We start from the raw sequence: 12,396 nt of genomic DNA, 5'->3' as shown, positions 1-12,396 counted from the left end.
TGCACTTCTGTCCCTTAAAAAGAAAAAAATCCGCTTCTTGATGGGAGAAGCGGATAAAATTAAAAACTAATTAAAAAAAAATTCTAAAAATAAACATGCAGAATCCAGACTAGAACAAATCTGGATTGTATCCAAAATAAGGTACATTTTGTTCGTTAAAAATGACCCCATATTCTTCTAACTCCTTCAAAATTGGTTCGTAAACTTCCTTTTTAATCGGAAGCTGAACGCCTGGAGTTGTGATTTTTCCGTTCAAGATTAATAAAGTAGCAATCGCAACTGGAAGTCCGACTGTTTTTGCCATTGCAGTATACGTTTGGTCTTCGCCAATACAAACCATTTTAGAATCGATTTGCTTCTTTTCGCCATTCAGTTCGTAACCAAATTTATGATACATCACGATCATATCTTTGTCCTCAGGTTCAAGAGCCCAGCTGTCGGTCAAGATTTTTTCCAAGATTTGAGCAGGAGTAGCATTTGGCAGATTTACTTTTTTGTTTGGGTTAAATAAATCCAGTTCCAAAAGCTTGTCCCACATAATATCGTCCTGATCGATTTTTAAGATCAATCGAGTTTTAATTTCGACAGAATCTGTTGGATGATACGGAAGGAAAGAATTGATAAACTGACGATAACTCATATTTTCTGACCCCTCTAAAATATAGCTATCATCAGTCATTCCAAGCTGTACAAACATATTCCAAGCGCGAGAATAACCCACTCTTCTGATTGTACCTCTATATAAAGTAAGAATATCATCTAAACCATAAACCGAACGATATTTAAGAGAATCGCGGTTAGAATACGCTTCAAACTTTCCGTAACCTTCTACTTCTAGAAATTCGGTTCTGCGAAACAAAGCGCTATACGGAATATATTTATAAGTCCCTTCTTGAATAAACTTTGCAGCACCGCCTTGACCCGCCAAAACTACATTTCTTGGCGCCCAAGTAAATTTGTAGTTCCATAAATTATTGTCAGATTCAGGAGCTACAAGTCCGCCGCAGAAAGATTCAAACAAAAGCATTTTACCGCCTTTCGATCTGATTTCGTCAATGACTTTCATGGCGCTCATATGATCGATTCCTGGATCAAGACCAATTTCGTTCATGAAAATCAGATTGTTTTTGATGGCTTCTTCGTTTAAAGCCTGCATAGCGTCACTTATATAAGATGCCGTAACAAGATGTTTTTTGAATTCAAGGCAGTCTTTTGCAATTTCAATATGCAGATGCGCAGGAAGCATCGAAATAACTATTGATGCATTTTCAATAGCTTTTTTTCTTTCGTCGGCATTAAAAATATCTAAGGCAAGCGGAGTGGCATTTGGATGATCTTGTGTTTTTGCTTTCGCAAGATTCAATGAAAGGTCAGCTACCGTTAAATGCAGTTTTTCTTCATTAGATTTTGATAATAAATAGCGAATCAAAGAAGATGCAGATCTTCCTGCTCCAAATATTAAAATGTTTCTCATGTCTTAAATATTTAACACAAATATATTTAATTGTTATAAATATAACAATTCAAATTAAATAAAATAAAATTATTTTTTTCGCAAAACCCAAAAGATAATCTGATTTTGTTCTAAATAATCTAGAAACAAAGGCGGTTTTTCAGTTCGTTTGAAGTATTTTTGTTTGAAATTTCAAAAGAGATATATTATGAAAAGAAGAATCATTTTAACTGGAGCTTTTGTTGGTATGTTAGCTATTATTTTGGGTGCTTTTGGTGCTCATTTATTGAAAAAATATCTGTCGGTTGACCAATTAAATACTTTTGAAGTTGGTGTTCGTTACCAAATGTACCACGCTCTTTTTCTTCTTTTTTTATCAACGCAAAAAGACCTTGCAGAAAAGACCTTAAAAACGATCTATAATTTGGTAGTGGCTGGCGTTTTGCTTTTCAGCGGTTCAATCTATTTATTGGCAACAAAAGACTACACTTTGTTTGAATCTAAAATTATCGTATTCGCAACACCTTTGGGTGGTTTCTTATTAATTATTGCTTGGGCGCTATTATTCTTTACGATTTTGAAGAGAAAATCATAAAATCCCGAAAAAAAAATTCTGTCTAAGAATTAATCTTTAATTTTGTCACATAAATAACATATAACTTTATTTGTGTGACTTTTTTGTATTTTCTCTTGTTAAACAAAAATAATATAACAAAATCACTTAATAAGTTGTAATTAAATAAATTAGAAGCGGTTATTTTTTTCTTTTTGTAATTTTTAAAGTGAAATTTCTCTTTTTTCGTATAAATCAAAGTGAAATTTAAGTATTTTGAAAGAAATAAAAATTAATCTGTAATTTTGCTTTAAACAAAAAATCACACACAACTTAAAAATTTATGGACACTAATACAGTTTTCGCGCAATCGATTTCGTTAAAAGAGTTAGGAATTGAAAATGCAAAAGTTCGTTATCAACTATCTGCAGATGAATTACATGCGATTACTTTGCAGTCAGGTCAAGGTGTTGAGAATTCTACCGGAGCGTTAGCGATTAATACAGGCGAATTTACAGGTCGTTCTCCACAAGATCGTTTTATCGTAAAAGACGATATTACTAAAGATCAAGTTTGGTGGGGAAATGTAAATATCCCCTTTGAGCCCCAAGCTTTTGAAAAGCTTTATAATAAGGTAACAGCATTTTTATCAAACAAAGAAGTTTTTGTTCGCGATTCTTATGTGTGCTCTGATCCAAATTATAGATTGAATGTTCGTGTTGTAACAGAAACAGCTTGGTCAAATTTGTTTTGCTACAATATGTTCTTACGCCCAGAAGCTTCAGAACTGGCAAACTTTGCTCCAGAATGGACAGTAGTTTGTGCTCCAAGTTTTATGGCAGATCCTGCTGTAGACGGAACACGCCAGTCTAATTTTGCTATTTTAGATTTTACTAAAAAAATTGCTTTAATTGGTGGAACAGGTTATACAGGAGAAATGAAAAAAGGAATTTTTTCTGCATTAAACTTTATTCTTCCAGTTTTCAAAAATACACTTCCAATGCACTGTAGCGCCAATGTTGGTGAAGCAGGAGACACAGCAATCTTCTTCGGATTGTCTGGTACAGGAAAAACAACTTTATCTGCAGATCCAGAACGTAAATTAATCGGAGACGATGAGCACGGCTGGACAAATGAAAACACTGTTTTCAATTTTGAAGGTGGATGCTATGCAAAAGTGATTAATTTAACAGAAGAAAATGAACCAGACATTTTTAGAGCAATCAAAAAAGGAGCGCTTTTAGAAAATGTGGTTTTCAAAGCAGGAACAAACGTTGTTGATTTTGATGATGTTTCTATCACACAAAACACTCGTGTAAGTTACCCAATTACGCATATTGATAATGTACAGCCAGGTTTGGTTGGACACAATCCAAAAAATATATTTTTCTTAACGGCTGATTCTTTCGGAATTTTGCCTCCAATCTCAAGATTGACTCCAGGTCAGGCGGCTTACCACTTTATTTCTGGATATACAGCAAAAGTTGCTGGAACAGAAGCGGGTGTAACTGAGCCTCAACCAAACTTCTCTGCTTGTTTTGGAGCGCCATTTATGCCTTTGCACCCAACTCGCTATGCTGAAATGTTAAGCAAGAAAATGAAAGATGCGGGAGTAAAAGTTTGGTTAATTAACACAGGATGGACTGGTGGAGCTTATGGAACAGGAAGCCGTATGAAGCTGAAATATACTCGTGCTATGATTACTGCTGCATTAAAAGGAGAATTGAATGATGTAGCGTTTAAAAATCATGAAGTATTTGGAATTGAAATTCCTCAAGATTGTCCAAATGTTCCAGTGGAAATTTTAAATCCTAGAAATACTTGGGAAGACAAAGATTTATACGATAAAAAAGCGTTAGAATTAGCTCATAAATTTAAAGCTAATTTTGCCAAATTTGAAGAGTTTGCCAATGCTGAAATCTTAGCAGGCGCACCAATTACAGAATAAAAGGAATTTTTAGTTCAAAATAAAAAAGCTGTTCATTTATGAGCAGCTTTTTTTTAGTTGGTTTCCAATCGCAGTAAAAAAAATAGACACTGAACACGGGACTGCGACTGAAAACCTTGAAACTTTTATTTTTTAGCTTCGTCTATACGTTTCTGGATTAAATCCCAAGCATAATAATGGAAAGTCATTCCGTTGCTCATGGCTACAAAAAGTCCGTTTTTATATTTTGGACCTAAGTTTACGCTCGTAACATCTGCACCATCACATTCAATTGTAGAAGTTGGCACTTCAGCCAATAACGGATGATTGTTTGCATTTCCTTTTGCACCTTCTCTCGGATAAACCATAAAGCTATTTGCTTGCTGATTTGACACTAAAATATATCCTGTAGAATCTGTTTTTTTATAAATCGCAATTCCTTCATGATCTGCTTTAAAATCTTTCTGACCGAAGAAAGCCAATTCTTTATTATCATTTAAAGCTGGATCTGCTTTGTATTTTCTAATTCCAGCTTGTTCATCGCAATAGTAAACAAAACCTAATTCGTTATCTACAGCAATTGCTTCAATTTCTTTTTTGCCACTGTAAGTTCCAAATTTGCGAACCACTTTCGCAGCAGCGAATTTTCCATTTCCAGAAAGTTCATATTGCCATAAATAACTTCCAGAAGGGCCTGTTTTTCTTCCTACAATAGCAAAAATCTTTCCGTCGGTTTTACGGGTGTATAAAGCAACTCCCATTGGATCGCGTTGCATTTCTCCTTCAAAAACTGGAATTCCGCCATTATCAATAGGCTCTAAATCTGGTAAAGTGAAAATTCTGATTTTATTTTCTTCACGTTCTGTAGTAACTGCAACGTCTACCTTTTTTCCGTCGATAATTAATCCGTAAGCGATATCAACATTGTTTGGACGTTTTAGCGGAATTGATTTTTTAAGTATTTTTCCATTTAAATCAAAAGCATACAAACCGCCATCTGTGTCTTTGTCTGTTCCCACAATAATACTTTTTGAAGCATCAGTTGGATTAATCCAGATTGAAGGATCGTCTGTATCGTGAGGCAAAGCTTCTGTAACCGCTGTTGGTTTTACGGCATTCGGCTGAATTGGAGCTAAAGTATCTTTTTTGCAAGCTGTAAAGGATAAGCTTAAAAGTAAAAAAGCAATTAAAGATGTATTTTTCATTTGTGTTATATATTTTTAATGCAATTAGACAGAGCGCTAAACTCTGTCTAATTTAAGAATTTTAAAAAAGTGCAGATTACAAGTCTAGTTTCAATCCGAAATTGTAACGTGGCTGGTAATATTCAGCTTGTTTGGTATGTGCAGCCACTCCTTGGTAGTAACGTAACGGCTGATTTGTTAGGTTATTTGCCTCTGCAAAAAAGCGAAGTTTTGGAGTGATTTTATAAGAAGCATTGGCATCTAAGAAAAACTGCTTGTCATAGTAACTGTCTTTGTAAGATTCAGAACCTAATTCATCTAAATAATCAGATGTAAAGTTAGTTGAGATTCTAGCAGAGAAATGTTTGTTTTCCCAAGATAAAGATCCGTTAAACATATGAGGCGTTGTCCCTGGAAGACTGATATTTTTTCTTTCATTTCCATCTTCGTCAGCAATTCCGTTTGCTTTAGATTTTGTATAAGTATAGTTTAAGTATACAGCAAAACCTTTTAAGAATTTACCAGGAAGGAAATCCAACTGACGCTGAAAAGCAACCTCAAACCCGTAAACATCAACATTCTCCCCATTTCTTGATTGTAAAAATGACCAGTTTTCTCCCGCTGGAATTGGATTTGCCTGATTTGGGAAATCTGCAGCAAATTTTTCAGCGGTATATTGATTGTCGCTGTAGTTATAAATAAAATCGTTTAATCTTTTGTAGAAAACACCTCCAGAAATCAAACCAACAGATTTAAAATAGTTCTCTGCCATGAAATCATAATTGTATGAATAGGTAGCATTAAGATCTGGATTTCCAGCTGTAATTTCTTTGTCGGCAGCAATGTTGTTTACGTAAGGAGTCAATGCATAATAGTTTGGTCTTGCCAATGCTGTTGTAGCAGCAGCTCTTAAAATTAGATCTTTTGTTGCATTGTATTGCAATGAAATACTTGGCAATAAATTAGTGTAAGAGTTGGTATTATTGATTTTACTTTCTAATTCTTCTTCGTCTAATACACGGTTTCCTGTATAATCGATATGAGTATTTTCAACACGGAAACCTAAAACCATAGAAAGTTTATCGTTAAAATCCTGATCCCATCTAACGTAAGCGGCAGTAATTCTTTCTTTAGCATTATAGTTTACCGCTAAATATTCTGCTGGATCAGCTTCTTTTTCAAATAAAGTTGCATTGTTTAAGTCTAAACTTCCTAAGAAAGAAGCCGAAGCAAAAGTTCCCGGCACATATTTGCTTCCTGGATTAAAATCTTTTCCGTCAAAATAAGACGTTGGAACTTGCGATAATAATTCCATATCATCGTTCAGCGGAGTATAAGAATAGAAATTATTGTTTCTTTCTTTTTCTTTCAAACGAAGTCTAAGCCCCGTTCTCAATCTTCCTTTCTCGCCTGCAATGACAGAGAAAGGGAAACGTATGTTTACTTTTGCGCCAAATTCGCTTTCGCTAGTTTCGTCTGTATTTTCGGTAACAGAATCAAATTTAAATTCGTCAACAGATTCTCCAACAGTTGTCATCAAAGGAAATCTGATGTCTGATAAATCTTCAAACATTTCTAGACCTTTTTGGCGGTATTCGATATAACGCTCACCTGGGCGGTATTCTCTTGCTTTTGCATAGTTAGCAGACCAATCTAAATCTAATGTCGAATTGATTAAATGCTCTCCGCGAATAGAATAGTTTTGAACTCTTTGATCTTCTAATCTTCTGTTTTTATTTCTGTTATTGTCTAAACCTCCTTTTGTCTGACGTTTTACACGGCCTTCAAAACCAACAATTTCTTCACCATTATAAAGTGGCTCGATATCATCGTAAGTCGTTCTAAAACGGTTTTCTCTATCATCTCTCCAATTGTAAATTGCGTTGGCAAAAATCGTGTTATTGTCATTGAATTTGTAATCTAAAGCAACAGAAGCACTGCGACGGATACGCTGTACGTCATATTTTCTAATTTCAGAAGCTTGCAAATATTCATTTCCAAAATCATCTTTTACCCATTCGTTCTCGATGTTATCAGAACCATAATCTACATTATTGTATGATCCGCTGAAAACAGCGCCTAATTTATTATCAAAAAAGCGATTTCCATAAACTAAACCAGCAGTATAAGAAGCGTGGTCACGAATTGGCAAATATCCTCCAGCAAGTGTTGCAGAGATTCTTTCGCCGTTTGGAGTTGCTCTGGTAATCAAGTTTACAGAACCTCCAATCGCGTCAGCATCCATATCAGAAGTTAATGTTTTATTTACTTCGATAGTTGAAATCATATCAGATGGAATTAAGTCCATTTGTACGTTTCTGTTGTCTCCTTCAGCAGACGGAATACGGTCACCATTTAAAGTAACAGAGTTCAAAGACGAAGCCAAACCTCTAATAATAATGTTACGAGCTTCACCTTGGTCATTCTGCATCGTGATACCTGGAACACGTTTTAAAGCATCTCCCACGTTAGCATCTGGAAAACGTCCCATTTGATCAGAAGAAATTACGTTTCCGATATTTTTGTTGTTTTTCTGTTGGTTCAATGCTTTTGCCTGACCTTTTAAGATGTCTCCAACAACAACTTCTTTTAGTTCGTTTTGAGAAGCTTTAAGCGCAAAGTCAATTACATTGTTCTTTCCTTGCTCCACTTTTATTTCTTGAGTTAAAGCAGTATATCCAATATATTTTACTTCAACTTTGTAAATTCCTTCATTAATATTTAATAACTCGAAACGACCGTTATAGTCAGAAACAGTATATTTTTTCTCGCCTACAATTTGAACCATAGCTCCAGGAAGAGGCAGTTTGTCATCGGCGTCTAATATCTTTCCAGATATAATCGCTTTCTGAGCAAAACCTGTAAAGGCGAATAAAAAGAATGCGGTTAATAGATAAAATTTCTTCATTGTGTGTGTTTAGTTTGATTTTCGATTGCGAAGCTAAAACCCCTGTATTACTAAAGCCTTGAAAAAAAATTAACATAGTGTTATGATTGTCCATTGAAATTTAAAATTTATTAATGTTTAAATAACACTAAAGCTGACAAATAATTGATTCACAATTAAAAAGAAAAACAATAATTTGACTGTATTTGAAAATTTGGCGTTAAATTTGCCGTATCAATCACAATCAAAAATCATCAATCATGTTAAAACAATTTTTTATCCTATGTTCAGGAGTCGATAGAGACCTCTTGAAAGACTGTTCAGAAGGCGAACAAACCAAATATGTTGGTATTGGTGCCACAGTTTTCTTTACAGCAGTTATGGCTTTCTTGGCCAGTGCGTATGCACTTTTTACCGTTTTTGATTCTATTTATCCCGCTCTGATTTTTGGATTTGTATGGAGTTTGCTGATTTTTAATCTGGATCGTTTTATTGTTTCTACGATTAAAAAAAGAGATCGTTTTTTGGATGAATTCCTGCAGGCAACTCCGCGTATCGCATTGGCAATTATTATTGCGATTGTAATTTCGAAACCTTTGGAGATTAAAATCTTTGAAAAAGAAATCAATACCGTTTTATTGAAAGAAAAAAATGAAATGGAATTGGCCAATAAAAAACAAATTGGAACTTATTTCAAGACAGATTTAGATAAAAATAAAGCCGAAATAGCTGCTTTAAAAGCTGATATTGTAAAGAAAGAAAAAGAAGTAAACGATTTATATTCAACTTACATTACAGAAGCAGAGGGAACTGCTGGAACTAAAAAATTAGGAAAAGGTCCAGTTTATAAAGAAAAACGTGAAAAACACGATGCCGCTCTTAAAGAGTTTGAAACTTTAAAAAAGACAAACGAAGCTAAAATTGCTGAAAAAGAAAAAGCAGGCGTACAGCTTCAAGCCGATTTAGACAAAAAAGTTTCGCAAACCCAACCCATCATTGAAGGTTTCGACGGATTAATGGCGCGAATTAATGCTTTGAATAAACTGCCTTGGCTGCCTTCATTTTTCATTATGCTGTTGTTTTTGGCAATCGAAACTTCACCAATTATTGCCAAATTATTGGCGCCAAAAGGAGAATTTGATTTCAAACAAGAAGAAGCCGAAACTGCAATGAAAGCTACTTTGGCACAAAATAAATACCAACGCGATTTATTAGTGAAAACCAGTGCCGAAATGCACGATAAAGTTTACGCTGACATCTCAGAAGACAAAGGGTTATTTGATTTACAGCGAAAAAATGCAAAAGAATTGCTGGAACTGCAATCGCATAAATTTGTAGAAAAACAAAAGGCTACGCTTTAGTCTAAAGTTGGAAAGTCGCAAGTCATAAAGTCGAATTACAGACTTAAAAACATAAAGCCAGAAATAGAATTTCTATTTCTGGCTTTTATTATTTTATAAAGAGAAGAAAACTTTAAGACTTTCGACTTTGACTTTAAGACTTACATGTAACTTAAAATCTCTTTTTTGTAAGCATCATATTCTCCTTGCATGATTAAACCATTATCAAGAAGTTTTTTGTAATTCTGTAATTTATCGAAAAGTTCTTCTTTAGATAAATCGCTCAATTTACGTTCTCCTGCTGGCTGAGTCGGAAGCGGTTCATAAGTTTCTGTAACAGCCGGCGCTGCAGGTAAAATTTCTGCAAAGCTTGTTACTTCTTCTGTTTCAACTTCTTCAATTTCCTCTGCTTCTTCTTCAAAAACAGGTTCAGCAGTTTCCTGAATTGGAGTTGCTGTTTGAACAGGATTTTTCAATAAATCCAATTGTTCTTTAGCATAAGTATAAATTTTTCTAGCCTGAATTTTCGGAATATAATCAATAGAAACAGCTAAATCTGTTTTAGTGCCAAATGAAAATTCAGAACCTAAAATGTTCTCTTTTACAAAGGTACTCGCAATATCATCCCAAGTATAATCGGTAAAATCCATAGAAAGACCTAAATTTTTAGGCTTGCAGATAATAATACGTTTGTTAGTTAATACAATGCTGTCTGGAAAAACAGTAATAGCAGGTTTTTTTTGTACTGCGATGTATCCAACTTCTTCGCCTTTCATCAATAAATCGTTAAGTTTCGAAGTGATTTTTTCAATCGCTTTTGGATCTTGTTCTTCGTTCAGAAATTTTTTAAATTGTTCTTTCATTTTTTTAAGGTTCTAAGTTGCTAAGCTACTAAGTCGCTGAGTTTTTCACTGATGCTACAAATGTAATGCCTAATTTTATAATTAGATAATTTCGCTCTGAATTTTCTTTGTTAAGCTTTTGAAAACTAATTCATACGAATGGTCTATGAGCTCTTTTACAAATTTATCTGCTAAGTTTCCGTTTAGGGCTATCGTATTCCAATGCACTTTGCTCATATGATATCCAGGTTGAATTTCGTCATATTCAGCTCTCAGTTCTTGTGCGCGGTCTGGATCACATTTTAAATTGACAGATTGTTCGTTTTTTTCCCATTGAGAAAGCGAAGACAAAGCAAACATTTTACCGCCTACTTTAAAAACCAATGTATCTTCGTCAAAGGGAAAATGCTCACTGACGCCTTTTTTCGAAAGACAATATTCGTAAAACGTTTCTAAATTCATAACTGTTTATTTACCAATTTCACCCAAATGTGTGTATTTAAAGCCTTTTTCATATTTAAGGCCATAACCAAAAACACGATCCATAGCCGAATGCGAAAATAGAATAATTCCTGTTAATTGAATGCTTTCAATACTTAAATAACATCCAATGGCATAAATTAAAAGTGCAATTCCTTTATGATGAAAGATATTATAAGCAAAAGAACCAATTTTGTTTCCGAAAACATATCCAATCATCGATAAATCAGGAGCCAAAATCAAAACCAGAAACCACCACCATTCATAGCTTAAGCGGTTAAAAAGAAATATTCCGAGAATAAATAAAGCGGCTTCTTCGAGTTTTAAGACTGTTTTCATTTGACTATTTTTTCCATCATCTTTTCAGGATGATTCAGTTTTGTAAATCCGAATTTCTCGTATAAAAAGTGAGCGTCAGTGGTTGCCAATCGCCAGATTTTGACTTCTTCGAGTTGAGGCTCATTCATCATCGTTTCGATTAAAATGGACGAATATCCTTTTCCGCGGTGTTCTTCGGTAATAAAAACATCCATTAAATAAGCAAAAACAACATAATCGGTTATAACGCGCGCAAAACCAATTTGTTTGCCATCCAAATAAATTCCGAAACAAACCGAAGCATCAATGGTACGTTGCACTTCTTCTATAGTTCGTCCCGCAGCCCAATAAATGTCTTTTAAAAAGTTCTGTATAAACGGAACATCGAGTTTCGTTTTGTCAGTTGATACTGTTATCATTAAGGGATGTTTTTTAACCACAAATTACACAAATTTCCACAAATTATTTTTTAAGATTAAAGTTTACAAATGATTAAATCTGTATAAATCTTTTTTATCCCGATAGCTATTGGGAGTGGCAAAATAAAAAAAGAAATTCGCGAAAATTTGTGTAATTTGTGGTTGATTTTAAATTTTGTATAGTATTGGTTTCGATGGACTAGCGTCATTTTCAAACGAAGCGATTTGAAGATTTAGTATATAATTTCCATCTTCAATTTCGTCTGAAACATAAATCATTTCGGTGATTGTGGCATTAAATCTTGCATCAGGATTTAGATTATGAGTGTCTTTAACATTCCAAAACGCTTTGTGAGCCAATAATTTCCCTTCGTCATGTTCTCTATCAACACTTGGCAAATCGATCAATAAATGCTGAATTTCGCTTTCGCGGATGAAAATCGCAGCATCTTCAGACAAATACGGCGGATTCGTATTCGAATATTTTCTTGATTTTTTTTCCAGCTGATTTGGAAGAGTCCGAATTATTATCGCTTCCAATTTTGTCATGCTGAGCGGAGTCGAAGCGCTCAATGCTTTTTGAACTTGCTCTTTCGTAATCACAAAATCTTCTCCAAATTTTTCAGGTTCAACCGTAATCAATTTAGCAAAAAAGAAAAACTGTTTTAAGGATTGGTTGATGCTGTAAAAATCATTTGTAATATGTCCTAAACATTCTGTATGTGTTCCATGCCCATGCGGATTGAAGAAAATATTATTAAAATTCGTAGATGATTTTCCTTCCGAAACTTTTCCAATCCAATCGCCAAAAATGACGGGTTCAATTGACGGTTTTTCGATGTACCAAGCAATCGGGTTTTCGTCTGTATTGGTTAATGGAATGGAGATATCGATTGGTTTAGATAAGTCGATTTCGAAGTTGTTAATTTTTGCTAACACAAATTTGGATTTTATGCCGCAAAGACGCTAAGTCACAAAGTTTAATAATTTTGA

The 12,396-nt window shown here is 34.3% G+C and carries 11 protein-coding genes; 3 read left to right on the top strand and 8 right to left on the bottom strand.

Translation table 11 applies throughout. The features are described 5' to 3' along the window. Positions 1–109: 109 nt before the first annotated feature. Positions 110–1,474, bottom strand: coding sequence for a saccharopine dehydrogenase family protein (locus tag BLP44_RS01430; RefSeq protein WP_066032974.1), 1,365 nt, complete (start codon positions 1,472–1,474; stop codon positions 110–112). 187 nt (positions 1,475–1,661) lie between these two features. On the opposite strand from BLP44_RS01430, the gene BLP44_RS01425 reads away from it, so the two are divergent. Together BLP44_RS01425 and pckA are read left to right on the top strand one after the other, a co-directional pair. Continuing rightward, positions 1,662–2,048, top strand: a complete 387-nt coding sequence (locus BLP44_RS01425) for a DUF423 domain-containing protein (protein ID WP_091128512.1) — start codon at positions 1,662–1,664, stop codon at positions 2,046–2,048. Positions 2,049–2,349: 301 nt separating this feature from the next. Beyond that, on the top strand, positions 2,350–3,954 hold the full coding sequence (gene pckA / locus BLP44_RS01420; protein ID WP_091128508.1) for a phosphoenolpyruvate carboxykinase (ATP): 1,605 nt from the start codon (positions 2,350–2,352) through the stop codon (positions 3,952–3,954). A gap of 125 nt (positions 3,955–4,079) precedes the next feature. Here the strand turns inward: pckA and BLP44_RS01415 are convergent, their stop codons facing one another. Beyond that, positions 4,080–5,138 (bottom strand): phytase, encoded by a 1,059-nt coding sequence (locus tag BLP44_RS01415; RefSeq protein WP_091128505.1) that lies wholly within the window; start codon positions 5,136–5,138, stop codon positions 4,080–4,082. Positions 5,139–5,214: 76 nt separating this feature from the next. Further along, positions 5,215–8,025: a TonB-dependent receptor gene (locus BLP44_RS01410; RefSeq protein WP_091128502.1), complete on the bottom strand. Its 2,811-nt coding sequence runs from the start codon at positions 8,023–8,025 to the stop codon at positions 5,215–5,217. A 239-nt stretch (positions 8,026–8,264) separates the two neighbouring features. Between BLP44_RS01410 and BLP44_RS01405 the strand changes: the two genes are divergently transcribed. Beyond that, the gene (locus BLP44_RS01405) at positions 8,265–9,365 is read left to right on the top strand and encodes a DUF4407 domain-containing protein (RefSeq protein ID WP_091128499.1); all 1,101 of its coding nucleotides are present in this window, start codon (positions 8,265–8,267) and stop codon (positions 9,363–9,365) included. A 140-nt stretch (positions 9,366–9,505) separates the two neighbouring features. Here the strand turns inward: BLP44_RS01405 and BLP44_RS01400 are convergent, their stop codons facing one another. The 5 genes from BLP44_RS01400 to BLP44_RS01380 all read right to left on the bottom strand — a co-directional run bounded on the left by BLP44_RS01400 (position 9,506) and on the right by BLP44_RS01380 (position 12,342). Beyond that, complete coding sequence (locus tag BLP44_RS01400; RefSeq protein WP_008466384.1) at positions 9,506–10,207, bottom strand: PH domain-containing protein; 702 nt, start codon at positions 10,205–10,207, stop codon at positions 9,506–9,508. Positions 10,208–10,288: 81 nt separating this feature from the next. Beyond that, positions 10,289–10,648 (bottom strand): MmcQ/YjbR family DNA-binding protein, encoded by a 360-nt coding sequence (locus tag BLP44_RS01395; RefSeq protein ID WP_008466385.1) that lies wholly within the window; start codon positions 10,646–10,648, stop codon positions 10,289–10,291. Positions 10,649–10,654: 6 nt separating this feature from the next. Continuing rightward, positions 10,655–11,005, bottom strand: coding sequence for a DUF4260 domain-containing protein (locus BLP44_RS01390; RefSeq protein WP_091128496.1), 351 nt, complete (start codon positions 11,003–11,005; stop codon positions 10,655–10,657). Then, on the bottom strand, positions 11,002–11,403 hold the full coding sequence (locus BLP44_RS01385) for a GNAT family N-acetyltransferase (RefSeq protein WP_008466389.1): 402 nt from the start codon (positions 11,401–11,403) through the stop codon (positions 11,002–11,004). The genes BLP44_RS01390 and BLP44_RS01385 overlap by 4 nt, the downstream gene beginning before the upstream one ends. Positions 11,404–11,571: 168 nt before the next feature. Then, positions 11,572–12,342, bottom strand: a complete 771-nt coding sequence (locus tag BLP44_RS01380) for a cyclase family protein (protein ID WP_091128491.1) — start codon at positions 12,340–12,342, stop codon at positions 11,572–11,574. Positions 12,343–12,396: the final 54 nt, after the last annotated feature.

Source organism: Flavobacterium anhuiense (assembly GCF_900101855.1).
Taxonomy (GTDB): Bacteria; Bacteroidota; Bacteroidia; order Flavobacteriales; family Flavobacteriaceae; genus Flavobacterium; species Flavobacterium anhuiense.
Note: the sequence above shows the minus strand (reverse complement) of the source record. Positions and strands in the feature narration are given on the sequence as shown.